This window comes from Actinomycetota bacterium (assembly GCA_016700055.1).
Lineage (GTDB): Bacteria > Actinomycetota > Acidimicrobiia > Acidimicrobiales > Ilumatobacteraceae > Kalu-18.
Genome location: CP064997.1, coordinates 44,580 through 69,487, shown reverse-complemented (window position 1 = coordinate 69,487; position 24,908 = coordinate 44,580). Strand labels below are relative to the sequence as shown.

Annotated in this window: 26 protein-coding genes; 21 read left to right on the top strand and 5 right to left on the bottom strand. The window is 69.8% G+C overall.

Translation table 11 applies throughout. The annotated features are described in order from the left end of the window. Position 1 precedes the first annotated feature (1 nt). From prcB to lepB, 8 genes are all read left to right on the top strand, one after another. The gene (gene prcB / locus IPM43_00360) at positions 2-796 is read left to right on the top strand and encodes a proteasome subunit beta (GenBank protein QQS24890.1); all 795 of its coding nucleotides are present in this window, start codon (positions 2-4) and stop codon (positions 794-796) included. After that, complete coding sequence (gene prcA, locus IPM43_00355) at positions 793-1,569, top strand: proteasome subunit alpha (GenBank protein ID QQS24889.1); 777 nt, start codon at positions 793-795, stop codon at positions 1,567-1,569. Before prcB ends, prcA begins: the two co-directional genes overlap by 4 nt. Before the next feature lie 67 nt (positions 1,570-1,636). Further along, positions 1,637-2,230, top strand: coding sequence for a response regulator transcription factor (locus tag IPM43_00350; protein QQS24888.1), 594 nt, complete (start codon positions 1,637-1,639; stop codon positions 2,228-2,230). Positions 2,231-2,260: 30 nt separating this feature from the next. Further along, on the top strand, positions 2,261-3,028 hold the full coding sequence (locus tag IPM43_00345) for a LamB/YcsF family protein (GenBank protein ID QQS24887.1): 768 nt from the start codon (positions 2,261-2,263) through the stop codon (positions 3,026-3,028). Continuing rightward, positions 3,025-3,666 carry an allophanate hydrolase subunit 1 gene (locus tag IPM43_00340; protein QQS24886.1) on the top strand — a complete coding sequence of 214 codons (642 nt, stop codon included), beginning with the start codon at positions 3,025-3,027 and terminating at the stop codon, positions 3,664-3,666. The genes IPM43_00345 and IPM43_00340 overlap by 4 nt, the downstream gene beginning before the upstream one ends. Next, a complete protein-coding gene (locus IPM43_00335; protein QQS24885.1) occupies positions 3,663-4,541 on the top strand; it encodes a biotin-dependent carboxyltransferase family protein in 879 nt (292 codons plus the stop codon). The genes IPM43_00340 and IPM43_00335 overlap by 4 nt, the downstream gene beginning before the upstream one ends. A gap of 9 nt (positions 4,542-4,550) precedes the next feature. Then, entirely contained in the window at positions 4,551-5,909 is a 1,359-nt protein-coding gene (gene pafA, locus IPM43_00330) for a Pup--protein ligase (protein QQS24884.1), read from the top strand. A 43-nt stretch (positions 5,910-5,952) separates the two neighbouring features. Continuing rightward, positions 5,953-6,684: a signal peptidase I gene (gene lepB / locus IPM43_00325; protein ID QQS24883.1), complete on the top strand. Its 732-nt coding sequence runs from the start codon at positions 5,953-5,955 to the stop codon at positions 6,682-6,684. A 10-nt stretch (positions 6,685-6,694) separates the two neighbouring features. On the opposite strand, the gene IPM43_00320 is transcribed toward lepB, so the two are convergent. The 3 genes from IPM43_00320 to IPM43_00310 all read right to left on the bottom strand — a co-directional run bounded on the left by IPM43_00320 (position 6,695) and on the right by IPM43_00310 (position 8,948). Next, complete coding sequence (locus IPM43_00320) at positions 6,695-7,504, bottom strand: hypothetical protein (protein ID QQS24882.1); 810 nt, start codon at positions 7,502-7,504, stop codon at positions 6,695-6,697. Further along, positions 7,492-8,133: a hypothetical protein gene (locus IPM43_00315; protein ID QQS24881.1), complete on the bottom strand. Its 642-nt coding sequence runs from the start codon at positions 8,131-8,133 to the stop codon at positions 7,492-7,494. The genes IPM43_00320 and IPM43_00315 overlap by 13 nt, the downstream gene beginning before the upstream one ends. Before the next feature lie 86 nt (positions 8,134-8,219). After that, positions 8,220-8,948, bottom strand: coding sequence for a glycerophosphodiester phosphodiesterase (locus tag IPM43_00310; GenBank protein QQS24880.1), 729 nt, complete (start codon positions 8,946-8,948; stop codon positions 8,220-8,222). Positions 8,949-9,007: 59 nt separating this feature from the next. Here IPM43_00310 and IPM43_00305 point away from each other — a divergent pair, with 59 nt between their 5' ends. From IPM43_00305 to IPM43_00260, 10 genes are all read left to right on the top strand, one after another. Next, complete coding sequence (locus IPM43_00305) at positions 9,008-9,415, top strand: twin-arginine translocase TatA/TatE family subunit (GenBank protein QQS24879.1); 408 nt, start codon at positions 9,008-9,010, stop codon at positions 9,413-9,415. After that, a complete protein-coding gene (gene tatC, locus IPM43_00300; GenBank protein QQS24878.1) occupies positions 9,412-10,212 on the top strand; it encodes a twin-arginine translocase subunit TatC in 801 nt (266 codons plus the stop codon). Before IPM43_00305 ends, tatC begins: the two co-directional genes overlap by 4 nt. Positions 10,213-10,257: 45 nt before the next feature. After that, the gene (locus IPM43_00295) at positions 10,258-12,888 is read left to right on the top strand and encodes a DEAD/DEAH box helicase (GenBank protein QQS24877.1); all 2,631 of its coding nucleotides are present in this window, start codon (positions 10,258-10,260) and stop codon (positions 12,886-12,888) included. Then, entirely contained in the window at positions 12,869-13,537 is a 669-nt protein-coding gene (locus IPM43_00290) for a hypothetical protein (GenBank protein ID QQS24876.1), read from the top strand. Before IPM43_00295 ends, IPM43_00290 begins: the two co-directional genes overlap by 20 nt. Before the next feature lie 18 nt (positions 13,538-13,555). Beyond that, the gene (locus tag IPM43_00285; protein QQS24875.1) at positions 13,556-14,545 is read left to right on the top strand and encodes a zinc-binding dehydrogenase; all 990 of its coding nucleotides are present in this window, start codon (positions 13,556-13,558) and stop codon (positions 14,543-14,545) included. Between the two features lie 4 nt (positions 14,546-14,549). Next, positions 14,550-16,385: a lysophospholipid acyltransferase gene (locus IPM43_00280; protein ID QQS24874.1), complete on the top strand. Its 1,836-nt coding sequence runs from the start codon at positions 14,550-14,552 to the stop codon at positions 16,383-16,385. A 67-nt stretch (positions 16,386-16,452) separates the two neighbouring features. Then, complete coding sequence (locus IPM43_00275; protein ID QQS26271.1) at positions 16,453-18,048, top strand: FAD-dependent thymidylate synthase; 1,596 nt, start codon at positions 16,453-16,455, stop codon at positions 18,046-18,048. A gap of 125 nt (positions 18,049-18,173) precedes the next feature. Further along, the gene (locus IPM43_00270; protein ID QQS24873.1) at positions 18,174-18,665 is read left to right on the top strand and encodes a hypothetical protein; all 492 of its coding nucleotides are present in this window, start codon (positions 18,174-18,176) and stop codon (positions 18,663-18,665) included. Between the two features lie 8 nt (positions 18,666-18,673). After that, positions 18,674-19,225 (top strand): hypothetical protein, encoded by a 552-nt coding sequence (locus IPM43_00265; GenBank protein ID QQS24872.1) that lies wholly within the window; start codon positions 18,674-18,676, stop codon positions 19,223-19,225. After that, a complete protein-coding gene (locus IPM43_00260) occupies positions 19,222-19,653 on the top strand; it encodes a GNAT family N-acetyltransferase (protein ID QQS24871.1) in 432 nt (143 codons plus the stop codon). Before IPM43_00265 ends, IPM43_00260 begins: the two co-directional genes overlap by 4 nt. A 14-nt stretch (positions 19,654-19,667) precedes the next feature. Here IPM43_00260 and IPM43_00255 read toward each other — a convergent pair whose 3' ends face one another. Together IPM43_00255 and IPM43_00250 are read right to left on the bottom strand one after the other, a co-directional pair. Further along, complete coding sequence (locus IPM43_00255) at positions 19,668-20,453, bottom strand: enoyl-CoA hydratase/isomerase family protein (protein QQS24870.1); 786 nt, start codon at positions 20,451-20,453, stop codon at positions 19,668-19,670. Between the two features lie 42 nt (positions 20,454-20,495). Beyond that, positions 20,496-22,073: a hypothetical protein gene (locus IPM43_00250; GenBank protein ID QQS24869.1), complete on the bottom strand. Its 1,578-nt coding sequence runs from the start codon at positions 22,071-22,073 to the stop codon at positions 20,496-20,498. On the opposite strand from IPM43_00250, the gene IPM43_00245 reads away from it, so the two are divergent. The 3 genes from IPM43_00245 to IPM43_00235 all read left to right on the top strand — a co-directional run bounded on the left by IPM43_00245 (position 22,072) and on the right by IPM43_00235 (position 24,904). After that, a complete protein-coding gene (locus IPM43_00245) occupies positions 22,072-22,683 on the top strand; it encodes a gamma carbonic anhydrase family protein (GenBank protein QQS24868.1) in 612 nt (203 codons plus the stop codon). The genes IPM43_00250 and IPM43_00245 overlap by 2 nt on opposite strands. Then, on the top strand, positions 22,683-23,543 hold the full coding sequence (locus tag IPM43_00240; GenBank protein QQS24867.1) for a 50S ribosomal protein L11 methyltransferase: 861 nt from the start codon (positions 22,683-22,685) through the stop codon (positions 23,541-23,543). Before IPM43_00245 ends, IPM43_00240 begins: the two co-directional genes overlap by 1 nt. A 74-nt stretch (positions 23,544-23,617) precedes the next feature. After that, complete coding sequence (locus IPM43_00235; GenBank protein ID QQS24866.1) at positions 23,618-24,904, top strand: DUF222 domain-containing protein; 1,287 nt, start codon at positions 23,618-23,620, stop codon at positions 24,902-24,904. Positions 24,905-24,908: the final 4 nt, after the last annotated feature.

Here is a 24,908-nt window from a genome sequence, read left to right as displayed (position 1 = left end):
GATGTCGATGCCGATCTTCGCCCCGGGTGACGACCCCGGGTCGAGCTTTCCAGAGCTCGTGCGCCGCATCGGCCTGCCGGCGACGCCTGCCGCGGGTGCGGTCGAGGGTCTCGACATCCCTCACGCGACGACCTGTGTGGCGCTGCGCTTCGCCGACGGCGTGGTGATGGGTGGTGACCGGCGCGCGACCAGTGGCAACCTGATCAGCCATCGCAGCATGGAAAAGGTGGTGCAGGCCGACCGCCACAGCGGTGTCGCGATCGCCGGCGCCGCGGGCCCGGCGATGGAGATGATCAAGATCTTCCAGCTCCAGCTCGAGCACTACGAAAAGGTCGAGGGCCGTTCGCTCAGCCTGGAGGGCAAGGCCAACCAGCTCTCGATGATGGTTCGCGGCAATCTCCCGGCAGCGATGCAGGGGATGGTCGTGGTGCCGCTCTTCGCCGGCTTCGACGTGTTGCGCCAAGTCGGGCGGCTGTGGGCCTACGACGTCACCGGCGGCCGGTACGAAGAGCGCGAGTACGTGGCCACGGGCTCGGGCAGCTTGCACGCCGGCACCGTGTTGAAGGTCGGCTACCAGCGGGAGATGTCCGGCGACGCGGCGATCGAGCTCGTCGCCCGAGCGCTGTGGGAGGCCGCCGACGCCGACTCCGCGACGGGCGGGCCCGACGCGCTGCGCGGCATCTACCCCGTGGTGGCCACGATCACTGCCGACGGCTGGCGGCGTCTCGACGACGCCGACCTCGCCGAGCGCTACCAGCAGATCGCCGCCGGGTTCCGGGAGGTGCACGGCCCGTGAACATGCCGTTCTACGTCGCCCCCGAGCAGGTGATGAAGGACCGCGCCGACTATGCGCGCAAGGGCATCGCCCGTGGGCGGGCAATGGTCGCGGTGCGCTACGACGACGGCATCGCGCTGGTCGCCGAGAACCCTTCGAACACCTTGCGCAAGGTGAGCGAGATCTACGACCGGATCGCGTTCGCCGGCGTCGGCAAGTACAACGAGTTCGACCAGCTCCGCGTCGCCGGCGTACGAGCGGCCGACCTGAAGGGCTATCAGTACTCGCGCGACGACGTCGACGCGCGCAGCCTCGCCAACCAGTACGCGCAGATCCTCGGCCAGATCTTCACGCACGAGATGAAGCCGATGGAGGTCGAGATCCTCGTCGCCGAGGTGGGCCTCGCCGGCCCCGACGATCAGCTGTTCCACATCCTCTACGACGGCACGGTGATGGACGAGGAGCGCTTCAGCGTGCTCGGCGGCGACGCCGACTCCATCTCGGAGCGCCTGACTGCGGCGTGGCATGCCGACCTGACGCTCGTCGAAGCGGTACAGGTGGGACGCGGGGCACTTGCCGGTGACCGTCAGCTCGGCCCCGACGAGCTGGAGGTGGCCGTGCTGGCTCGCTCCAACGGGCGACGCTGCTTCCGCCGTCTCGAGCTGGCCGAGGTCGCCGACGCGCTCGGAGAGGAATTCGTCGAGTCGCCGACCGACGCCGCGGCTCCGCCCGACGGGCCTCACGCGGGCGACGCGCCGGAGGCGCCGTTGACCCCGCTCACCCCTCCGGAGTGACGAAGGTCCCGAACAGGGATCGCCCCTGACCCTGCCTCTAGTGCACCGCCTTCCGCAGGCTGGTCACATGCGAGTACTGCTGGTCGACGGAGATCACAAGGAAGGCGACCTGGTCGCCGCTCAGCTCGCGGAGCGCGGCCACGACGTGGTGCGGTGCTTCGACGAGACCGACAAGCACCTGTGCCGCGGCGTCCACGACCTCGACGCGTGCCCGCTCGAGGGCGACGGTGTCGACGTGACGGTCCTCATCCGCGACCAGAACCGTCCACCTCAGCTCCGTGAGATGGGTGCGGTGTGCTCCATTCGTCACCGGGTTCCGGTGGTCGAGGCATACGCCCACGACGAAGCGCCGTTCGTGGGCTACGTGACGCAAGGGGGTACGGCCGTGGTGGAGGCAGTCGAGGAAGCGGGTGTTCCGGACCGACCGGGCCACGAGGCCGCGATCGAAGCTCGCCTCGCGACCGTCCCCGCAGTCGCGCGGCTCGGCAAGATGCCCGGCGTCGACGTGACGAAAGACTTGAAGCGCCTCGTCGTGACGCTCGACCTGCCGACCGAGGTGAGCGAGGCCGACGTGCAGAGCGTGGTCACCTGGGCAGTGCAGGCCGTGCGTGACTACGACCCGTACACCCCGGTGGTCGACGTCGTCGTGCGTCGCATCTGAGAGGTGCAGCGCTTCGTAGTGTGAGGCGCGATGGGTGCTGGCGTCGACCTGAACAGCGATCTCGGCGAGGGTTTCGGGGTCTGGCGCCTCGGTGACGACGACGCCCTGCTCCAGGTGGTCACCAGCGCGAACGTCGCCTGCGGCTTCCATGCCGGAGATCCGTCGATCATGCGTCGCGTCTGCGTGCGCGCCGCGGCCGCCGGCGTGGCCCTCGGCGCCCAGGTGTCCTACCCCGACCTGGTCGGGTTCGGCCGGCGGTTCCTCGACATCGAACCCGCGGCGCTGCGTGACGCGGTGCTGTACCAGCTCGGTGCGCTCGACTCGTTCGCCCGCGCGGCAGGAACGTCGGTGCGCTACGTCAAGCCCCACGGCGCGTTGTACCACGCCACCGTGCACGATCCCTTGCAGGCGGCGGCCGTCGTCGACGCGGCAGCCGAGTACTCGGCGCACCTGGCGGTGCTCGGCCTGCCGGGCTCGCTGCTGCTGCGACGAGCGGAGGAGGTCGGTCTACGACCCGTGGGCGAGGCCTTCGCCGACCGTGGGTACCAGGCGAACGGCGAGCTGGTACCCCGTGGCATGGCGAACGACGTCGTCGCCGACGCAGACACGGTGGCGCGCCGGGTGGTGCAGCTCGCCCTCGATCGCACCGTGGTCGCCGTCGACGGCAGCATCGTGCGGGTGGAGGCGGAGTCGATCTGCGTGCACGGTGATTCGCCCGGCGCGGTCGAGCTGGCCCGATCGGCGCGCCGCGCGCTCGAGGCCGCCGGCGTCGAGCTGTCGCCGTTCGCCCCGCGATGAGCTGGCAGCTGCTGCCGTACGGCCCCGACGCCGTGCTGGTCGAGCTCGACTCGGCCGCCGGGGTGGTGGCCGTGGCGTCGGCGGTGAGGGCGAGCGGCCCCGCGTGGGTGATCGACGTGGTGCCGGCGGCCCGCACCGTGCTGGTGCGCGCCGCACGCGGCGCGCTCGTCGAGGCGGAGATCGCCGCGCTGGTCGCGGTCGCGGCCGAGCAAAGGTCTGCGCCGCCCATGGGGCGGGGCGAGACGGTGGAGCTGCCGGTCAGCTACGCCGGCGAGGATCTCGATCACGTCGCCTCGTTGGTGGGCTGTGACGCCCGCGAGGTGGTCGCGATGCACAGCGGCGCCGAGTACGTCGTCGCGTTCTGCGGCTTCTCGCCCGGCTTCGCCTACCTGAGCGGGCTCGTCCCGGCGCTGCACCTGCCCCGGCGCGCCGAGCCGCGGGCGCGGGTGCCTGCTGGCTCGGTAGCGATCGCCGCCGAGTACACCGCCGTCTACCCGACGTCCTCCCCGGGAGGGTGGCACCTGCTCGGGCGCACCACGGCCGACCTGTGGCAGCCCTCCCGTCACCCTCCGGCGCTGCTCGTGCCCGGCACGGTCGTGTACTTCGTCGAAACGCGGTCAGCGAAGGGCCCGCGGTGAGCCCGCGGGGATCGGTCGAGGTGGTCCGAGCTGGATTGGCCACATCCGTGCAGGACCTCGGCCGGCCCGGCCTGGCCGAGATAGGGGTGACCCGCTCGGGCGCGGTCGACGCCGGAGCGCTGGCGATCGCCAACCGCCTCGTCGGCAACCCTGCCGGCGCGCCGGGGTTCGAGACCTGCGGCGGGCTGGCCCTTCGCGCGACGGTGGCGATGCTCGTGGCGGTGTCCGGCGCCGAGGTGGACGCGATCGGCGTCGACGGCGCATCCGTGTCGCGGCACACCCCCGTGTCGGTGCCCGCCGGAGCGCTGCTCACCGTCGGCGCCGCCGTGTCGGGGCTGCGCTGCTACGTGGCCGTGCGCGGGGGAGTGCGCCCCGAGCCTGTGCTCGGGTCGTGCTCGTGGGACTCGCTCGGGCGGATCGGACCGCCTCCGCCCCAGCCCGGCGAGCTGCTGGCGATCGGCGCCGACCCGCGCACCACGATCGCCGCGGACACCGCGCCGGAGCGTCCACGTCGTGAGCGGGTACGGCTGTGGCCAGGCCCGCGGCTCGACTGGTTCGATCCCGACGATGTCGCCGCCATCGTGGTGGTCGACTGGAGGGTCAGGCCCGACAGCGACCGCGTCGGCGCCCGCCTCACCGGACGCGCGCTGCGCCGCGTCGTCGATGCCGAACTGCCGAGCGAGCCCCTCGTTCCCGGGGCGATCCAGGTGCCGAGTGGCGGGCTGCCGATCGTGATGCTCGCCGACCACCCGACGACTGGCGGCTACCCGGTGATCGCCGTCGTCGATCCCGACGACCTCGGCATCGTCGCCCAGGCAGCCCCCGGTTCCGTGCTGCGCTTCGAATGGGCCCGACGCTCGCCGTCGCGCCGCTAGGTTGACGCGATGGAGCGCCGGATATTCGGCCTCGAGAACGAATACGGCGTCACCTGCACGCTGCGCGGCCAGCGTCGCCTGAGCCCCGACGAGGTCGCCCGTTACCTGTTCCGGCGCGTCGTCTCCTGGGGGCGCAGCTCCAACGTCTTCTTGCAGAACGGGGCGCGGCTCTACCTCGACGTCGGGTCCCACCCCGAGTACGCGACCCCGGAGTGCGATTCGCTGTACGACGTGGTCGTGCACGACAAGGCCGGCGAGCGCATCCTCGAGTCGCTGCTCAACTCGGCCGAGCAGCGACTGCGCGAGGAGGGGATCCGGGGAACGATCTACCTGTTCAAGAACAACACCGACTCGGCCGGCAACTCCTACGGCTGTCACGAGAACTACTCGACGAGCCGCGACGACGACCTCGGCCACTACGCCGAGGTGCTCATCCCGTTCCTCGTCTCCCGCCAGATCTACACCGGGGCCGGCAAGGTGCTGCAGACGGCGAGGGGCCCGGTGTACTCCATCTCGCAGCGTGCCGAGCACATCTGGGAAGGGGTCAGCTCGGCCACCACCCGCAGCCGCCCGATCATCAACACGCGTGATGAGCCCCACGCCGACGCCGAGCGCTACCGCCGCCTCCACGTGATCGTCGGCGACTCGAACATGAGCGAGTACACCACCTTCTTGAAGGTCGGCGCGGCTGCCTGCATGCTGAGGATGATCGAGGATCCGGCGGTCGTGCTGCGCGACATGACGCTCGAGAACCCCATCCGCGCCATCCGCGAGATCAGCCACGACATGACTTGCCGGCGCACGGTACGCCTCGCCAACGGGCGCGAGGTGAGTGCGCTCGACATCCAGCGGGAGTACCTCGACCGGGCCCTGCGCTATTCCGCCGCAAAGGGCTTCCCGCCGCTCGAGCAGCGGGCACTCGAGATGTGGGAGCACTGTGTGACCACGCTGGAGAACGACCCGCTGAAGCTCGACCGCGAGGTCGACTGGGTGATCAAGTACCGCCTGATCGAGGCATTCCGCGCGAAGCACGGCCTGGCGCTCGGCCACGCGCGCGTGCAGCTCGTCGACCTGCAGTACCACGACCTCTGTCGTGACCGCGGCCTCTACTACAAGCTGCAAGACCACGGGCTGGTCGAGCGGGTGTGCAGCGACGCCGACATCACCGACGCCATCGACATCCCGCCACAGACGACGAGGGCCAGGTTGCGCGGTGAGTTCATCAAGCGCGCCAAGGAGCGCAAGCGCGACTACACGGTCGACTGGGTGCACCTCAAGCTGAACGACCAGGCCCAGCGCACGGTGCTGTGCAAGGACCCGTTCAAGAGCCGCGACGAGCGCGTCGAGAAGTTGATCGCCTCGCTGTGAACGCCGCTCGCTAGCGCACCCTCGCGGATACGGTGTCGCCAGCATGACCGACGACGCCGTCCCTTCCGAGGAGCTGCCCGAGCTGGCTCCGCTCGCCGCTCGCTCGGCGGGAGGCACCGCCGGCGGAGCCATGCGCAGTGACAACGGGGGATTGGTCGACATCAGCACCGCCGCCGCCGACAGCGCGGCCGAGGTGGGCAGCGCCCAACGCCGCCGCCGGCAGACCCGGTTCATCCTCGACTGGGTGATCGTGCTCGTGATCGCGCTCGGCGCCGCGCTGCTCATCCGCACGTTCGTCTTCCAGCAGTACTACATCGACGGGCCGAGCATGGAGAGCACCCTCGCGCCGAGCGACCGGGTGCTGGTGAACAAGCTCTCCTACAAGCTGCACGACGTCAACCGCGGCGACGTGGTGGTGTTCGACAAGGTCTCCCAGAACGGTCAAGAGGTGGCCCACGACGACCTGATCAAGCGGGTCATCGGGCTACCCGGCGAGACCGTCACCATCCGCAACTGCGTCGTGTTCGTGAACGAGAGCGAACTGGTCGAGCCGTATCTGGACGACGAGTTGATGGCCCAACCCGACCCCGCCAGCCGCTGTGGGCGCTGGACCGACCGCGCGGCAGAACTGGTCCGCGAGGGCGAGGTGTTCGTGATGGGTGACAACCGGCCCTCCAGCTTCGACAGCCGTGACTTCGGTCCGATCGAGATCGAGGCGATCCGCGGCCGGGCGTTCGTCGTGATCTGGCCGATCGGTTCGTGGGCCTGGCTGTAGGAAGCCCCGCTCAGCCCGTTACAAGCGCCTGGATCTCGTCGACGCGGATGTCGTAGCTGGACCGCGTGGTGTAGCCCGCCAGCGACCCACCGGCGGCCGCGTTCGACGTCCACGAGATCGCCCATTCGATGCCGAGCTCGGCTGCGTATGTGCCGCCGCCGCGGGTCGCAGAGGCATGGCGGTACGTGTGCATGCACGGCGACGGCGTCTCGTCACCCACGGCGTCCGACCACACCGGGCCGGGCCCGGTACAGCGATCGACGCCCGAACCGTCGCCGGGGCGATAGACGAGCCGAGTCGGCGTGGCGGTGGTCTCGGCCCACACCACCCCGGTCGGGGTTGCTATCCAGGCCGTCACCGAGACGGGTTGCCAGGTGCTCGGCTCGGTCCAGAACCACATCCCGACGTGCACCACGCCGCGCTCGGCCGGTGGCGCGAAGCGCGCTTGCGGCGCCGGCAGGCGGTCGTAGACGGCGTCGGCAGCCCGCTGCGCGAGCTCTGCGGGGGTGAGCTGGGCCACCCACACGAGGTCGTCTCCGGTCGGGCAACTGCGGTAGTAGAGGTGGTAGCGCACCCCGTTCACCACCCTGTCGATGTCTCCGAAGCTGCCGATTCCCGAGTCGTAGACCTCCGCCGGCTGCCAGGTGCACTCGCTCGCGCCACCTCCACCACCACCGCCGCTACCGGGCGGCGGCGAGAACTGCACCCCCGCCCAGATCACGCCGTCCTGGGAGCCGCCACTAGGACCATAGAAGTCGGCATGAGCGCTCGCCGGCCACGAGCCGAACAGGGCGAGGAACGCAATCGTCAACCGGCGCATGAGTCCTGCCCCCTGAAGGTCGCGATCGGAGTGACAGCATCACGCAGCCAGCGCTCATCGGCCATGCGCATCACCCAACTGGTGCGGTACGAGCTCAGCGCGTCGTTGACGACCACGTCGTCGGTCGGGTCGGCTGGATCGCGGATGTCCATCAACACGCCACCGTCTACCTGGCAGGTCACGACGGTCGCCACGCGCCCATCGGGCGCGAGATCGATGCTCTCCACAGTGAGCTCGGCCGAACCGGACCCCCGAACGCCGCGCAAACCCTCGGCCACCCGCTGCGCCATCTCCGCCCGGAGGATCTCGTCGATCGCGCTTCCCGGCACGGCAATGGCCCCGAAGTCACAGCTGGCGGGGTCGTAGATGCACTCGTAGTAGGCGAGCCAGGTCGACTCGAAGTCGGTGCTGATCTGGGCCTCGAGATCTTCCATCGAGGTGGTCGTCGAGGTCGGGAGCACGGTGGACGTGGTGGTCGTGGTGGACGTGGTCGCTGCAGTTGTGGACGTCGTCGCGGCCGTGGTGCTGCTGGCGGGTGTGGTGGTGGTCGCCGGAGCGGAGTCGTCGCCGCCGCACGCGGGCGCGACCAGGCCGAGCGCCGTCGTCAGTGCCGCCACTGCTCTACGCATCCCCGCCTCCCGGTTCGACTTCTTCCGTATGTGTGCCCCGACCCACGGAAACCGGCAACCGCCTGACGCCGTAAAGCATGTCACGCTCAGAAACGCGTGTCACCCTCCGCGCGTAAGGCGTCCATCATCGTGTCGACGTGGTCGGAGAAGACGCCGTCGAGCCCCATCCTCAGGCCCGCGCGCAGCTCGTGCTCGTGCTGCATGTCCCAGCCGAGGGCGAAGCGGTCGAAGCGGTGAAACAGCGTCGTCAGCCCGCCGGTCCAGTCCGTGCGGTGCAGGTTGATCGCGTCGATGCCGCGCTCGCGCAGCGTCGCCGCGCGGCGCTCGGGGCCCTCCTTCACCCGTTCCAGCCGGGTCGAATCGACGAGTTTGGCCCCCTCGGTGTGCGCACGGAGGGCGACGAGCACGTCGAGGCGTGGATGGCAGAGCCACAGCCGTTCCTCGAGGGTCGGGTCGGTGCCACGCACGGCGGCGAGCACGGCCGGGCCGGCTCCGTCGTGCTTCAGGTCGAGGGAGAGGTGGAAGTCGGTACCGACGGCGTCGAGTACCTCGGCCAGCGTCGGCATGTGCGAGGGCAGCGCGACGCGCGCCAGCTCGACGATCGCCCGCTTGCGCCGGCCGGTCTTCACCACACCGTCGTGGTCGAGCACCGCTTCGCCATCCGCGGAGAGCCACACGTCGCTCTCCAGGCCCGTCGCGCCGAGGCGCAGCGCCAACGCGAACGCCTCGATCGTGTTCTCCGGAGCATGCGCCCGCGCCCCTCGATGCGCGAACGCCACCGGAGGGTCGAGCAGCGAGGGTAGGCGTTGCTGCATCACCTCGATGATGCCATTCGCCCGCGTGCGCGTCGGGTGCCGTACCTAGACTCGCCGCCGTGTTCAACATCTCGGGCAGCGAGATCGTCATCATCTTGCTGCTCGCGCTGATCGTCCTCGGGCCGGAGAAGCTGCCCGACGCGCTACGGCGCTTCGGGCGCGTGTACGGCGAGCTACGGCGCATGAGCCAGGGCTTCCAGAGCGAGGTGCGCACGGCGTTCGAAGAGCCGATCAGGGAGATGCGGGAAACGGCCGATCTCACCAAGAAGGCGGTGGTCAAGCCCCTCGGTGACGACGCGCCGGGTCTCGAGGCGCTCGATCCGTCACAGATCGGCCAGCGGATGAAGCGTGCGTTCGAATCGGCCCGCCCCGAGCAGTCGCCGGCCGAGCCGCCGGCCGAGTCGCCGGCCGAGCAGCCCGCGCCAGATTCGCCCGCGCCAGACGATGGTGAGGGCGCCGAGACATGAAGCTGCCCTGGCCGCGACGCCGGCCACGCCCCATCGCCAAGAGCCCCGACGACCAGCTCACGCTCACCGAACATCTCGGCGAGCTGCGCACACGGCTGATCCGCGCCCTGCTCGCGGTGTCGCTCGGTGTGATCCTGGTGCTCGCCTTCTACGACCCGGTGCTGCGCTTCCTGCGCCAGCCGTACGACCGGCTGTGCGAACGCCGCCCAGACCTGGTGCAGCAGTGCGACCTCTTCTCGCTCGGCCCGCTCGACGGCTTCAATGCCCGCCTGCGCGTCGCCATCTACGGCGGGATCCTGCTCGCCCTGCCGGTGATCCTGTGGCAGGTGTGGCGCTTCGTCGTGCCCGCCTTGCACGCCAACGAGAAGAAGTACGCGATCCCGTTCATCGCCTCTTCGGTCCTGCTGTTCGGCATCGGCGGTGCGCTGGCCTATCTGACGCTCGACCGCGGCCTCGAGTTCTTGGTCGCGTGGTCCGGCGAAGACGTGCAGCAGGCGTTCCAGATCACCAAGTACCTGAGCCTCGTGGCGTTGATGGTGGCCGCCTTCGGGGTGGGTTTCGAGTTCCCGGTGCTGCTCGTGTTCCTCCAGCTCGTCGGGGTGCTGAACCCGCGCCAGCTGCTGGAGGGGTGGCGCGTGGCGATCGTCGCGATCTTCGTGCTCGCGGCGGTGATCACGCCCTCGGGCGACCCGATCACCTTGATCGTGCTCACCATCCCGTTGGTGCTGATGTACTTCATCGCGATCCTCATCGGTCACCTGGTGACACGCCGCCGCCGGGTTGCAGCCGCTGCTTGAGCAGCGGTCGTTTCGCCTGGCGCGCCCTCGGGGCAGACTGGCGCCGTGCGCCCGGACCGCCAGCTCCTCATCGCGCATCACCCGTTCCCTCTCGACGCGTTCCAGCTGAGAGCGCTCGACGCGCTGGACGACGGGCGGTCGGTGCTCGTTGCGGCGCCTACGGGTAGCGGCAAGACCGTCGTCGCCGAGTACGCGATCGCCGCTGCGCTGGCCGACGGGCGAAGGGCGTTCTACACGGCACCGATCAAGGCGCTGTCGAACCAGAAGTTCCACGACCTCGGCCGCATCCACGGCCGTGACCGGGTGGGCCTGCTCACCGGTGACAACTCGATCAACGGCGACGCCCCGGCCGTGGTGATGACCACCGAGGTGCTGCGCAACATGATCTACGGACGCAGCGTCGCCCTGGAAGATCTAGCGTACGTGGTGCTCGACGAGGTGCACTTCATCCAGGACGCGTATCGGGGACCCGTGTGGGAGGAGGTGATCATCCACCTGCCCCCGCAGGTGCTGCTGGTGTGCTTGTCGGCGACGGTGTCCAACGCCGAGGAGGTCGCCGACTGGATCACCACGGTCAGGGGCCCGACGACGGCGATCGTCGAAGACCGCCGGCCGGTGGAGCTCGTCAACTTGTTCATGGTCGGCGACAAGACGAGCGACCGCCAGCACCTGCTGCCCACGCTCGTCGGCGGCAGGCCGAACCACGAGGCGCAGCGCATCGACGAGCAGGCAGTGCGCGGCTGGAAGGGCAACCGCGACGGGGGAGGGCGCCACCGGGCGCGCCGCGTGCTCTACACGCCTTCGCGGGTGGACGTGGTCGAGCGGCTCGACCAGGAAGGGATGCTGCCGGCGATCTACTTCATCTTCAGCCGCAACGCCTGCGAAGAGGCCGCCCGCGGTGCCCTTGCCGCCGGGCTGAGGCTGACCACGGGCGAGGAGCGCGAGCGGATCCGCGAGATCGTCGAGGGCCGCCTCGGGCAGATGGATCACCGCGACCTGTCGGTGCTCGGCTACGCGCAGTTCCTCGCGCAGCTCGAAGCGGGAGTCGCCGCCCACCACGCGGGCATGGTGCCCCCGTTCAAGGAGACGGTCGAGGCGTGCTTCGTCGAAGGCTTGGTGAAGGCGGTCTTTGCCACCGAGACCCTCGCGGTCGGGATCAACATGCCGGCGAGATCGGTGGTCATCGAAAAGCTGACGAAGTTCACCGGCGACCGCCACGAGTTCCTGACGCCCGGTGAGTACACCCAGCTCACCGGGCGAGCCGGGCGACGCGGCATCGACGATCTCGGCCATGCCGTGGTGCTGTGGAGCCCGTTCGTGCCCTTCGACCAGGTGGCCGGATTGGCGTCGAGCCGCTCGTTCCGGCTGACGAGCGCCTTCCGACCCACCTACAACATGGCTGCCAACCTGGTGCGCTCCTACTCGAGCGAGGAGGCTCACCACCTGCTGAACCTGTCGTTCGCGCAGTACCAGGCCGACCGTGACGTGGTTCGGCTGGAGGCCCGCTTGGAGCGGCGCCAGAGCCAGCTCGCCGAGGTACGCCTCGCCGCGCACAGCCCCTTCGGCGACATCCATGCGTACCGCGCGCGTCGAGCCGCGGAGCGCCTGGCGTCGGGACGCAGCGAGAACGCCGTCGAGAACGCGCTCGCGAACCTGCGTCCTGGCGACGTGATCCACGTCGACACGCGCCGCGTCAGCGGGCGCGCAGTGGTGTTGTCGACCGCCCACCGCAAGGGCGGCGTCAAGCTCAGCGTGCTCACTCCGCGGCGCGCCACGCTGAACCTCTCGGCACCCGACTTCGACGACGTCCCCGCGGTGTTGGCAACGATCGAGCTCCCCTCACCGTTCGCGCCGAACCGGCAGGACTTCTTGCGCACCGTCGTTCAGCGCCTGGATCGGGTCAAGCTCGCGCCGCGACGACCGCGCGAGGTGCCGCGTCGACCCGACGACGACGGCTCCGACGCGCACCCCGTCGAGGACGATCCGCAACTTCCGGCGCGCTTGTTGGCGGCTGCTCACGCCGATCGCATCGCGACCGAGATGGAGGAGCTGCGCGGGAAGGTGAAGGGTCGCACCAACTCGATCGCGCGGAGCTTCGACCGGGTGCTGCGCATCCTCGAGGACTGGGACTACGTCGAAGGGTGGAGCCTGACCGAGTCCGGCCAGATCCTGGCGCGCACGTTCCACGAGAGCGACCTGCTGGTCACCGAGTGCCTGGGGGAGGGCCTGCTCGACGGCCTCGGCGCGGCAGAGCTGGCCGGGCTGGTCTCGGTGTTCGTGTACGAGCACCGCTCACCGGAGGCACCGCCGGCACCGTGGTTCCCCAACCACGAGGTACGCAAGCGGTGGCAGAGCATCCAGTCGATCAGCCGTGACCTGCAGGCGATCGAGGAAGAGGCGGGGCTGCCGCTGCACCGTCCACCGGACCCGACGTTCGTGGCGATTGCATTCGCGTGGGCGGCGGGGGAGGGCTTCGCCGAAGTGGTCGAGCAGGAGGAGCTCTCCGGGGGTGACTTCGTGCGCACCACGAAGCAGCTCATCGACCTGCTCCGCCAGCTCGCGCAGGTAGCACCCGACCCCGACACCCGCCGGGCTGCCGACCGGGCGCACGAGCAGCTGTTCCGCGGTGTCGTCGCCGCGTCGAGCGTCGTGGAAGATGACGATCCGCAAGGGTGAGCCCTGGGGCGCGGTCGGCCCGGCACCTGACGACGTGCAGTTGGTTCGCTCCGATGCCGAGCTGCACGCCGTCGTCAACCGCTGCCGATCGGCGGAGTTGCCTCTGCCGACTGTCGGTCTGCTCGGCGGCGACCTGTGCCGAGCCGTCGGCGGTACAGGCGATGCGGTGCGCTTCGAGGCACGCTCGGGCGGCGGGGCCGGAGGTGAGGTCGCGATCCTTCCTGTCGACCTGCTGCGCGTCGAGTTGGGCGGGTCCGCCGGCCAGTCGTTCACTCGCTGGGCGGCTTGCCACGTGCTCGTCCGGCGAACCGCGTGGCGAGGCCCGATCGTGGCGGTGATGGGCACGCAGTACTTCGGCAGGTGGGATGTCGCTCCGCGCGCGCACCCGAACGACGGCCGCGCCGACGTGGTGGAGGTGGACGCGCAGATGCCGTGGCGGGAACGCTGGCAGGCATGGCGGCGCCTGCCACGCGGCGCACACGTACCGCACCCGCTGGTGCGCACCCGCCAGGTGCGCGACTTCGAGATCGACGTACCGCTTGGGACCCACGTCTGGCTCGACGGCCAACGCCTGCGCGAGGAAGGCCTGGCCCGCGTTGCGCGCGTTCGCGTCGTGGTCGAACCCGATGCGCTGCGGGTGTGCGTCTGACGCGTACCGTCGACCCCCATGGACGCTTGGATCCTCGACGAATCACCAGGCAGCTACCGCTGGGGTGAGATCGACCTGCCTGCAATGCGCGCCGACGACGTGCGGGTGAAGGTGGTGGCGAGCGCCCTCAACCACATGGACCTGTGGGTCACGCGGGGGATGCCGCGACCGCCGCTTCCGCACATCCCCGGCTGCGACGTGGCCGGAGTGGTCGATGCGGTCGGAGAATCGGTGACCGGTCTCGTGCCGGGGGACGAGGTGGTGATCAATCCCGCGCTGTCACCACTCGACGACGTGATCCGCCTCGGCATCGATTCGCCGCTCGACAACCTCGAGATCTACGGCGAGCACGTGTGGGGTGGCCACGCCACATTCGCCGTCGCCCCCGCGCGCAACGTCGTGCGTCGGCCGGGCGGCCGGTCGTGGGAGGAGTGCGCCGCGTTCCCGCTTGCCTACTTGACCGCATACCGGATGCTGCGGCGCGCCCGCGTGCGCGCCGGGGAGACCGTTCTGGTGGTGGGCATCGGGTCCGGGGTGTCCTGCGCGGCTCTGGCCATCGCCCGCCACCTCGGGGCGCGGGTGGCCGTGACGAGCCGCTCGGAGGCCAAGCGAGCAGAAGGGCTCGAGCTCGGAGCCTTCGCCGCCTTCGACTCGGCCGAACCGCGCTGGGCGGTCGACGCCGACGTGGTCGTCGAGAGCGTCGGCCCGGCGACGTGGGACAAGTCGATCCGCGCGCTGAAAGCAGGCGGTCGACTCGTGGTGTGCGGGGGGACGAGCGGCACCAAGGTGGAGCTGAACCTGCCCCGGCTGTTCTTCAAGCAGTTCGAGATCATCGGCTCTTCGATGGGCAGCTACCAGGAGTTCGCAGAGCTCGTGCACCTCGTCGAGCAGGGCCTCGCCGTGCACGTCGACAGCGTGCGAAGCCTGGCTGATTACCCGGCGGCGCTCGAGCGGCTAGAGCGCGGGGACCAACTCGGCAAGGTGGTCCTCCGGCATCCGCCAGGATGACCAGATGACGCGACGTGTTGCCAAGGACGCGGCGGCGGCCCAGCCGTCGGACACCGAGGAGATCCGCCAGCTCCTCGCGGAGCCGTGGTTCGACGTGATGGTTGCCGAACTCGCCGGTCGCCTGCACCGTGACACCGCCGACGTCAAGGCCGAGGCCGCCGGCAATCTGCGCGAGATGGCGGCCACGCACAGCAAGCGCGCGGCCGCGGCATGGCGGCGGTTCGGCGACGTCTTCATCCGCGCCTACGAGGTGGTTGTCGACGAGGAGCACGTCCGGGCGCTGTGTGAGATGGACAGCGAGAACTCGCTCGTCCTGCTGCCCTCGCACCGGTCCTATCTCGACTCGTTCGTCGCGACGGGTGCATTCCACGCCAACGGCATCCGCCCCCCGTTCGCGTTCGGGGGAGCGAACCTGAACTTCTTCCCCTTCGGGACGATCGCGAAGCACACCGGCTTGATCTTCATCAGGCGCAAGATGACCGACGCCCCCGTCTACCGGCTGGCGTTGCGCGGCTACATCGGTCACCTGGTGAGGCACGCCGAGAACCTGAGCTGGGCGATCGAGGGAGGCCGCACACGCACCGGCAAGCTGCGCCCGCCGGCGCACGGGATCCTCAGCTACGTGATCGACGCCGTCCAGCAGGTGGACGGGCCGGAGATCTACCTGGTGCCGATGTCGATCGTCTACGACCAGCTCCACGAGGTGTCGCTGATGGCGTCGGAGGCTCGCGGGGGACGCAAGAAGCCCGAGGGCATCGCGTGGATGCTGCGCCTGGCCCGCCAGCAGAAGCAGCGGCTCGGCCGGGCCTACGTGGACATCGGTGAGCTGATCCCGCTGCGGCGTCGCGTGGCGGAGCTGCAGGGTGAGCTGCACGGCGAGCGTCGGGGTGAGGCCGCCGCCGAGGGCAACGTCGTCGAGCGGATCGCGCTGGAGATCTGTCACGGGATCAACCGTGCCACCCCGCTCACCCCGACTGCGGTGGCGACGCTGGCTCTCCTCGGTGCGGACAGGGCGCTGACCCTCGACGAGGTGCTCGGCACGGTCCGCCCGCTGGCCGACTACGTGAGCCGCCGGCAGTGGCGCGTCGCCGGTTCCGCCGATCTTCGCGATCTGGACACGATCCGGCGCACCCTGGACGAACTCGTCGCGTCAGGGGTGCTGATCACCTACGACGGGGGGATCGAGCCGGTGTGGGCGATCGCGCCAGGCCAGCATCTGGTGGCCGCGTTCTACCGCAACACGATCGCCCACGTCCTCGTCGAGCGGGCCATCGCCGAGGTCGCTCTTCGCGCCGACGACGGTTCCGACGACCAAGCGGTGATCGACGCCGCGCTGCGCGTGCGTGAGCTCTTGAAGTTCGAGTTCTTCTTCTCCCCGCGCGACCGGTTCGTCGAGGAGATCCGCACCGAGATCGAGTTGCTCCGTGGCGGCGACGCAACTCGTGACGGGACGGAAACGACCGGTGCGCGGGGGCTCGAGCAGGCAGATGTGCTGGTCGCGCACCTCGTGTTGCGCCCGTTCCTCGACGCGTACGCCGTGGTCGCCGACCGTCTCGTAGACCGTGGTGACCGCCCGGTCGAGCGCGACGACGTGCTGAATGAGAGCCTCGCCCTCGGGCGGCAGTGGGAGCTGCAACACAGGCTGGCCAGTGCCGAATCGGTGTCGCTGGAGCTGTTCGGGTCAGCGCTGCGACTCGCCGCTCACCGCCAGCTCCTCGACGGCTCACCAACCGAGCTCGGCCAGGCCCGCCGCCTGTTCGCTGCCGAGATCGATGGCCTGCTCGCCGAGACCGCGTTCATCGGGCGCCTGGCCGGCCACCCGGGGATTGCCCCCGCCTGAGGGCTGAGCGGGCGTCATGTATCCCGGCCGAGCCGACGGCCGGGGGGTAGCGTGACCTCTCGTGACGGTGTACGTCCCGGAGGAGTTCCAGCCCGACGAAGCCGACGTCCTCCGCAGGTATTTCACCAATCTGGACGGCCCCGTCTTCGCCCTCGTCAACCTGCCCGAGGTGGTCAAGGGGGCGCTGTTCGCCCGCTACAGCCGTAGCCCGAAGAGCCTGCGCCGGCTGTTCCTCGACGAGTTCGTCGGTGATCTGGACATCGCCGGTGACCAGTCCGTCGACGCCACGATCGGCCTCGCTCGAGCCGAACAGCTCTACGAGAAGGTGTTCTTCGAGTACGGCGACGACTCCGTCGCGCAGCTCGGCGGGGTCCACCTGGCGTGTGAGCAGGCCTCGAACCTGCTGACCAAGGTGCTCGAGTGGGGCCGGTTGATGAGCTATCTCGAACAGAGCACCCGGTACATCTCCTACGACGCCCGTCTCGGCGGGCGCTACCGGTACTACCGCCCGCCCGAGCTGCTCACCAGCCGGTTCGGGACCCGCTACGTGGGCGACATGGACCGCATGTTCGACTCCTACAGCCTGCTCGTCGACAAGGTCACCGAGCACGTGCGCTCGATGATCGCCCAGCAGGCAACGGACAGCGACCTCGTGTACCGCCAGGCGACGCGAGCCAAGGCACTCGACGCGGTGCGCGGCGTGCTGCCGGCCGCATCGCTGTCCAACGTCGGCATCTACGGCAGCGGGCAGGGCTTCGAGTCGTTGCTGCTGCGGATGCGTGCCCATCCGCTGCCCGAGGCCAGGCAGTACGCCGATCTGATGCTCACCGAGTTGCGCAAGGTGATCCCTAGCTTCCTGCGCCGGGTCGACCTTGCCGATCGCGGCGGGCGGTGGAGTGATTACCTGGCGATCGCCCGTGAGCAGACGGCTGACATCGTCGGTCAGCTCTTCGCCGAGACGCCCACCGATCCGACGCCGGCGGTGGTGCTGACCGACTGGGATCCGGAGGGCGAGGACAAACTCATCGCCGCCATCTGCTACCCGTACACGACCCTGCCCGAGAGCCAGGTGCTGGAGCGGGTGCGCCGGATGGGCCACGCCGAGCGCACGGCGATCCTGCGCGCCTACGTCGGGCACCGCGAGAACCGCCGTCACAAGCCGGGTCGGGCGTTCGAGCGCATCGACTATCGCTTCGACGTGCTGTCCGACTACGGCGCCTTCAGAGACCTACAGCGCCACCGCCTGCTCACCATCGAGTGGCAACAGCTCACCCCCAATCACGGCTTCACCCGGCCAGAGCTGGTGGTCGACGCCGGCTTCTCCCAGGTGTTCGATGACGCCATCCACCGCTCGGCCGCCCTCTACGACGCCTTGAAGCACGAGTACCCGAACGAGGCCAGCTACGCGGTGTCGATGGCCTACCGCGTGCGGTACGTGATGCAGTTCAACGCCCGCGAGGCCATCCACATGCTGGAGCTGCGCTCTTCTCCGCAGGGTCACCCGGCCTACCGCCGGGTGGCGCTCGAGATGCACCGTCTGATCGCCGAACAGGCCGGGCACACCGCCGTCGCCGAGACGATGGTGCACATGACTCGTGAGGCTCCCGAGCTGGAACGCCTCGAGTCCGAGCGCCGTGCCGCGGCGCGCAGATCTGAGGCCTGACCTGCCACGGGGCTGACTGCTCGGAATGTGGTGTGACTGTTGTCACGAGGGCTGCAGTGAGGCTTCGCGAGGGTGGCGCATATGATCCCGCCCCGCGACGCCCCACAAACACAGACGGAGCCGCAATGGCCGACGACGACGAGATGCCCGACGGTGACGAGCCCGAGATCCTCGAGGACGAGGAGTTCGAAGCCGACGAGCTCGACGTCGAACCCGAAGACATCGACGTCGACATCGACGCCGTCCTCGACGACGACGACGAAGACGTCGCCTTCGAAGACGACGAGGCCGAGTTCGACGAGTCCGAGGAAGAAGAAGATGCGTCTGCCTCTGGTCCGGTGCGCCGTGCTCCGGTCGCCGAGGAGGAAGACGACGACGAGGACATGCTGTCGCCCGACGACGTCGAAGCAGACCTCGACAAGATCCTGAAGGACCGTCTCGTCTCCGAGGAGGACGAGGACGACGAGGACGACGAGCCCGAGGACAAGACCGAGACCGGCGATCGCTTGCAGCCCAAACGTGCCGACGAGCAGCTCTGCTCGACGTGCTTCCTGCTCGTGCGCAAGGGCATGCCGAGCTGTCCGGTCGGCGACGACAACTGTCCGATCTTCGGCTGAGGATGCCGGTGCCCGACGACCGCGATCCGATCGGGTGGCTGCTCGATGCGCTGCTGTACGTGCCCATCGGCATCGCCTCCGAGCTGAACCAGCGCCTCCCCGAGTTCGCGGCTACGGGCCGCAGACGCGTCGACGAAAGGGTCCGGCTCGCGCGTTTCGTGGGCAAGTTCGCGGTGCGGATCGGTCGTCGCCAGCTCGAGCAACAGGTGCGTGAGCTGCTCGGGCGGTCCTCGACGCCGTCGCCGCAGGCAGAGCAGCGAGCCCTGCCAGCCGGCCCGCCCGTGCCTCGCCGCGAGCCGCCCGCCCCGGTTGCGCCTGCAGCGCCCGCGGTGCCCCGGCCGAAGGCGTCGTCTGGCGCGAAGGGCGGGCAGACGCCGGCCCCGGCGGTGGACGAGCTCGCCCTTGCCGGCTACGCCACGCTGGCCGCGTCCCAGGTCGTGGCCCGCCTGGCAGACCTGTCGGGGGAGGAGCTCGAGTTGGTGCGCCGGTACGAAGAGGCGCATCGCCGCCGCCGCACGATCCTCGGGCGGATCGACCAGCTCCAGCCGCGCCCGGCGTGAACACCGAGGTTCGCCCGGCCGGGCCGGCCGACGACAGCGCGGTGGCCGATCTCGACCGCGAGGCGAGGGCCGACGTCGCCGGCAAGCGCGGGGGACAGGTGTGGCTGCGTGAACACCCGCCCGTCGACGCTCTCTCGCCGGCAACACTCGTCGTCGGCACGATCGACGGGGTGGTCGTCGGCTTCTTGCGCCTCGAGGTGAGCCCGCAGGCAGCTGTCGTCGAGCGCGTCTACGTCACACCCGAGGCGCGCGGGCTCGGTCTGGGAGACGACCTGCTCGCCTTTGCGGTCGAGGCCGGACGCCGCGCCGGGTCAGAAGCGATCGAGGGCCAGGCGCTTCCGGGGGACCGGGAGACGAAGAACCTCTACGAACGGGCAGGCATCACCGCCCGCTTGATCACCCTCTACAAGCGCCTCGACGCCAAATGAGGTGAAGTCGGCGCTCAGCGACCCTTCCATTGCGGCGGTCGCTTCTCGATGAACGCAGCCAGACCCTCGCTCAGGTCCTCCGAGAGCATCACGACGCCCATGGCGTCGTTCGTCATCTCCTTCAGGCGCTGTTCGCTCTCGTACGCGGCAGCGAGGACGACCTTGCGGCTCTCGAAGATGGCCAGCGGTGCGTTCGCGGTGATCTGCTCGGCGAGACGCATCGCCTCGGCCTCTGCTTGACCGGGGTCGACGATCCGGTTCACCAGGCCGAGCTGGTGCGCCCGCTCGGCGCTCAGAGGTTCTCCGGTGAGGATCGCCTCCATCGCGGCCGCCTGCCCGATCGCCCTTGGCAGCCGGAACAGGCCGCCGGCACCCGCCACCAGGTTGCGCTTCACCTCGGCGAGCCCGAACGTCGACCGCGTGGTGGCCACGACCAGGTCGCTCGCGAGAACGATCTCGCATCCTCCCGCGGTGGCCAAGCCGTCGACGGCGACGATGATCGGCTTGCGGCGCTCACGGTAGGCGTAGCCGGCGAAGCCACCGCGTGCGGTGGTGATCGAGGCGCCCTCGCCGGAGTTGATCGCTTTCAGGTCGGCCCCGGCGCTGAACACGGGGCGCTCCTGGCCCTCGGTGTTGGCGCGCAGTACGCCGACCCAGACGGCGTCGCTCTCCTCCAGGCGGTCGACGGCGGCCTCGAGTCCCTCGGCGAGGGCGGCATTGACCGCGTTGCGGGCCTCCGGGCGGTTGAGGGTGATGACGCCGACGCGCCCACGCTCTTCGTACTGGACGATCTCAGACATGGACTTGGACCGTAGCTGTACCCCGGAGGCGCAGCCGAACCGTCACTCGGTGTCGGGTGCCTCCGACGCGGCCTCGGTGTCGGGTGCCTCGGGGGCCGGTGCCTCGTCGGCTGGTGTCTCGTCGACGGGTGCCTCGGCGACCGGTATCTCCGCTGGTGCCTCGGGGGCTGCTGCGGGGGCTGGCGGCTCGATCGTCGGCGGGGCCGGGATCGGCTTGGGCGGGGCAGCGCCTGCTTTGCCACTTGGCGCGGCGCCGGGCTGCTTCTTCGGTGCGGGGCGCTGAGGACGAAGCGGTTTGGGTGTCGGCCCCTTGGCCACCTCGACTCCGAACGCGACTGCCACCTGGGGCAACAGCGCGCCGAGACGCCGAACGGTGGCGGCGAGATCGTCGGGAACCGTCGCCGGCGCGGTCGCGGTGACGTGGGCGTGGACGGGGGAGAAGGCCGCTGCCTCCAGAACCGTGATCCACCGCTCGGCGGGAGCGTCGGGGGTGAACGAGGCGTTCGCCGCTTCGACGAGTCGGTGCGCGACCTCGGTCGGGAACAGCGCCCCTGCCTTCGGCGGCTGGCCGGAGAGCTTCAGCGCCCTCACGATGCGGCCGACGCCGAGCGCGGCGTCGATGTCCTCCAGCCAGTTGCGGTATTCGTGCTCCTGCTTGGTCGTCAGGCCCTGCCGCAGCTCGGCAGCGATCGCTCGCGTCGACTCGTCGCGAGCGACCATCGGGTCGTCGGAGGTCGCGACCACCGATCGCAGGTCGCGCAGGTCGAGCTCGGCCAGGTCGCGCTTGGCGGCGTCGGCGCGGTCGAGCCACTCGGCGACGCGCAGCTTGGGCATCAGCTCCTCGGCCATCTTCAACACGCTGGCCTCGGGCATCGCCGGCTTGCCCTCGGCGACCAGGCGCTCGTTGTCGTCGCGCACTCGCTGGCGCACGGCCTGCATGCCCTGCAGGGTGAGCTCGGCGATGGGGCGCTGCTCCTCGGGGAGCTGGGCGAGCACCTCGTTGCGATGCGCCCGGCCGGGCTTCAAGCGCTTGGCCTTCGGCCGCTGGGGCAGTTCGGGGGGAGGGGTGAACGAAGGGCGCGGTCGCCGCTCACGGCGCTCGGCACCGCCGCGCTCGCCACCACCGCGCTCGCCACCACCGCGGGGTGCACCCGCGGTCGATTCACGGCGCGGTCCGCGCTCGGCGCGTCCGGCACCCTCGCCTCGCTCCGTAGGGCCTCCCTCGCGCGGTGGGCGCCGCTCTCGGCGGTCACCACCGTCGCGGGGCGGGCGTCGATCGCCGTCGCGGGGCGGGCGTCGATCGCCATCGCGCGGCGGGCGCCGATCACGGCCGCTCTTCGGGGCGAGCTGCTGGGTCACCGGCTCGAACGGACGCTCCTGCGGCTTCAGCTCGAGCAGGACCGTCTTTTCCACCTTCTCCCGACCCGGCACCACCGAGAGCACGCTGATCCCGTCGATCTCGAAGTCGGCTTCGACCTTCAGTACGTCGCCCGCCTTGGATTCACCAGGCAGGATGCCACCGTCGAGCACCCCCTTCGGCTCGCGGGCTCCGGCGGCGCGCCAGGTCCACGTGCCGTCGGCGCGCGCGCTCGTCAGCTCGATCTCGATCCTGCGGGACATGAGACGCAACGGTATCGGTTCGGCATCCGTTCGATCCATCGAGCATTGCGCCGTGTGCGCCGGCATCGCATACACCGGTACGGTTCGCGCGGTGCCCATCTACGCCCTCGGCGACCAGGAACCGGCTATCCACCCGACTGCGTACATCCATCCAGATGCGGTGGTGATCGGCTCGGTGACGATCGGTGCCGACGCCTCGGTATGGCCGAACGCCGTGCTGCGCGGCGACGACGGCTGGATCGAGATCGGGGCCCGAACATCGGTGCAGGATGGCTGTGTGCTGCATACGACACCCAAGCAGCCGACCGTGGTCGGCGACGATTGCGTGATCGGCCACATGGTGCATCTGGAGGGCTGCACTGTCGAGGACGGTGCCCTCGTCGGCAGCGGGGCGATCGTGTTGCACCGGGTGATCGTGCGCACGGGGGCGATCGTCGGGGCGAACGCGGTGGTGCTGAACGACACCGAGGTGCCGACCGGTGCGATCGCCGTCGGCGCGCCGGCGGTGATCAAGCTCGACCGGGCGCGGCCCGCAGACATCACCGACGGGGTGCAGAGCTACCTCGGCAAGGCTCGCCGGTACCGCGAGACGCTGCGGCGGATCGGCTGATGGTCACCGCGCTCGTCGTCACTGTTCCTGCGGCAGAGGCCGAGCTGGCCGCGGATGCGCTATGGGCGCTCGGCGTGCTGGCGATCGAAGAGCGGATGCCCATGGGTGCGGGCACGCCCGCCGATCCCGGCACCACCGACCGCCTGGTGGAGCTGTGGACCTCGCTCGGCGACGACGTCGAGGAGATCGCCCGGGCGGCTGCGGGCTTTTCCGCGCGCTGGCGATGGCACCTGGTCGAGGTCGACCCGGCGGTGGCCGAGAGCTGGCGGCGTCACGCCGTGGCGTCCTGGGTGGCCGAAGACGTGGTCGTGGTGCCGGCGTGGGTCGATTTCACGCCTCCCGAGCATGCCCCAGCTGGGCTGCACGTGCTGCGCATCGAGCCCGGTCCGACGTTCGGACTGGGTGACCATCCGACAACGGTCCTCTCCCTCCGCGCGCTGCGCGCGGCGGTATGGCCCGAGGCGACGGTGCTCGACGTCGGGTGCGGCAGCGGCGTTCTGGCCGTCGGCGCGGTGCGCTTCGGTGCTTCGCACGTGGAAGCGATCGATACCTTCGCCGCCGCGGTGGCGGTGACCGCCGCCAACGCCGAGGCGAACGGCGTCGGCGCCCGCGTGCATGCGAGCACCACACCACTGGCCGCGGTGGACGACACCTTCGACGTGGTGGTGGCGAACATCTTGGCGCCAGTACTCGTCGACCTCGCCGGTGATCTGCTGCGGGTGCTGCGCCCTGCGGGTGTGCTGGTGGTCAGCGGGTTGCTCGCCGGCAGATACGACCACGTCGTGAAGGCGCTGGCCCCGCTCGAGTTGGCGGAGGTGGCAGAACGCGAGGGCTGGGTGGCGCTGACGCTGCGCTGGTAGCGACGTCACCCGGATCTCGCGAGGTTTTTCGCATCCCGGTTGACGGGACGAACATATGTTCGTATACTGGTCTGATGGAACCCGTAATCGGGGTTGTAGGGGTCGAGGACGAGGCGCTGGCGGCTTTGAACGCCGGTGTCGATGCGCTCTCTCGGCTCGACCTCGTCGAGTTGTCTGACGACAGATTGCACGCGTTGACGGTCGCCGTGCAGCGCTGCACCGCCCGGTTGGGTGTCGCCCGCGCCGCTGTCGTCCGCCGTTGGGATACGCGGGGGGTGTGGGCCGCAGACGGTTCGCGCAGCCCCGCTCACCGCCTGGCCCGAGAGACGAACACCTCCACGCACTCCGCTCGGGTGGAGCTCGCGAGGGCGCGGGATCTGGCCGTGATGACGAAGACCGCAGCGGCGATCACCGCCGGTCAGCTGTCGTTGGATCACGTGTACCTGTTCGCCAAGGCACGCAAGGAACCCTGCCAGGCCGCGTTCACCGAAAGCGAGGAATGGCTGGTCGACCAATGCGCCCGGTTGCCGTTCCCCGACGCCGAACGGCTCGTCAAGTACTGGCGTCAACGCGCCGACGCCGCCGCAGCCGAGGAAGAGGCCGAACGCAATGTGAGCGCGAGCTCGTTGCACGCGTCGGCGACGTTGGATGGCACGGTGGTGATCAACGGGCAGCTCGACGCGGTGTCGGGGGCGGTGTTCACCAACGAGCTCAACCGTTTGGAGCGCCAGTTGCTGCTGGCTGACAAGGCGCAACTGGTGGTGAGAACCGCTGCGCAGCGGCGGGCGGCGGCGTTGGTGGAGATGGCCAAGCGATCGGCCGCGTCCAAGACCGGTCGGCAGCGGCCGCTGGTCACCGTGCTCGTCGGCGACCAGACGCTGCGGCAGATGTGTGAGTTGTCTAACGGCACGGTGATCACCCCCGGCCAAGCAGCCGGGCTGGTCAACGACGCGTTGGTGGAATCGGTGATCTTCGACAACAAGACCACCGTCATCGCCGTCACCCACAAACGACGCTTCACCGGGGCTTTGCGGCGCGCGATCGAAGTCCGTGACCGCCGCTGCCAACACAGCTCGGGTTGCTATGAGACCGTGGAGCGTTGCGACGTCGACCACATCACCGCCTGGCGCGACGGCGGGCAGACCAGCCAGTTCAACGGACGACTGCTGTGCGCCTTCCACAACCGCCACCCCGACGTCAGCGACCACCACCAGGTCAAACCCCAACCCGTGAGACCGATCGACGACCTCGACCGCCTCCGCGCCCTCATCCGCTGGCGCAACCAACAAGCACAGGCCGCCGAAGACGAAGCGAACAACGACGACAACGACGACGACAACGACGGAGACGCCTCGGCCTGATGCA

Bases quoted from the DNA above. Each gene is read 5' to 3' on its own strand.
- IPM43_00270 (QQS24873.1), top strand. From the start codon at position 18,174: ATGGCCGACGACGACGAGATGCCCGACGGTGACGAGCCCGAGATCCTC.
- IPM43_00290 (QQS24876.1), top strand. From the start codon at position 12,869: ATGACGATCCGCAAGGGTGAGCCCTGGGGCGCGGTCGGCCCGGCACCT.
- IPM43_00235 (QQS24866.1), top strand. From the start codon at position 23,618: ATGGAACCCGTAATCGGGGTTGTAGGGGTCGAGGACGAGGCGCTGGCG.
- IPM43_00340 (QQS24886.1), top strand. From the start codon at position 3,025: ATGAGCTGGCAGCTGCTGCCGTACGGCCCCGACGCCGTGCTGGTCGAG.
- pafA (QQS24884.1), top strand. From the start codon at position 4,551: ATGGAGCGCCGGATATTCGGCCTCGAGAACGAATACGGCGTCACCTGC.
- tatC (QQS24878.1), top strand. From the start codon at position 9,412: ATGAAGCTGCCCTGGCCGCGACGCCGGCCACGCCCCATCGCCAAGAGC.
- lepB (QQS24883.1), top strand. From the start codon at position 5,953: ATGACCGACGACGCCGTCCCTTCCGAGGAGCTGCCCGAGCTGGCTCCG.
- IPM43_00250 (QQS24869.1), bottom strand. From the start codon at position 22,073: ATGTCCCGCAGGATCGAGATCGAGCTGACGAGCGCGCGCGCCGACGGC.
- IPM43_00240 (QQS24867.1), top strand. From the start codon at position 22,683: ATGGTCACCGCGCTCGTCGTCACTGTTCCTGCGGCAGAGGCCGAGCTG.
- IPM43_00280 (QQS24874.1), top strand. From the start codon at position 14,550: ATGACGCGACGTGTTGCCAAGGACGCGGCGGCGGCCCAGCCGTCGGAC.
- IPM43_00315 (QQS24881.1), bottom strand. From the start codon at position 8,133: ATGCGTAGAGCAGTGGCGGCACTGACGACGGCGCTCGGCCTGGTCGCG.
- prcB (QQS24890.1), top strand. From the start codon at position 2: ATGTCGATGCCGATCTTCGCCCCGGGTGACGACCCCGGGTCGAGCTTT.
- IPM43_00255 (QQS24870.1), bottom strand. From the start codon at position 20,453: ATGTCTGAGATCGTCCAGTACGAAGAGCGTGGGCGCGTCGGCGTCATC.
- IPM43_00350 (QQS24888.1), top strand. From the start codon at position 1,637: ATGCGAGTACTGCTGGTCGACGGAGATCACAAGGAAGGCGACCTGGTC.
- IPM43_00285 (QQS24875.1), top strand. From the start codon at position 13,556: ATGGACGCTTGGATCCTCGACGAATCACCAGGCAGCTACCGCTGGGGT.
- IPM43_00245 (QQS24868.1), top strand. From the start codon at position 22,072: ATGAGACGCAACGGTATCGGTTCGGCATCCGTTCGATCCATCGAGCAT.
- IPM43_00320 (QQS24882.1), bottom strand. From the start codon at position 7,504: ATGCGCCGGTTGACGATTGCGTTCCTCGCCCTGTTCGGCTCGTGGCCG.
- IPM43_00310 (QQS24880.1), bottom strand. From the start codon at position 8,948: ATGCAGCAACGCCTACCCTCGCTGCTCGACCCTCCGGTGGCGTTCGCG.
- IPM43_00345 (QQS24887.1), top strand. From the start codon at position 2,261: ATGGGTGCTGGCGTCGACCTGAACAGCGATCTCGGCGAGGGTTTCGGG.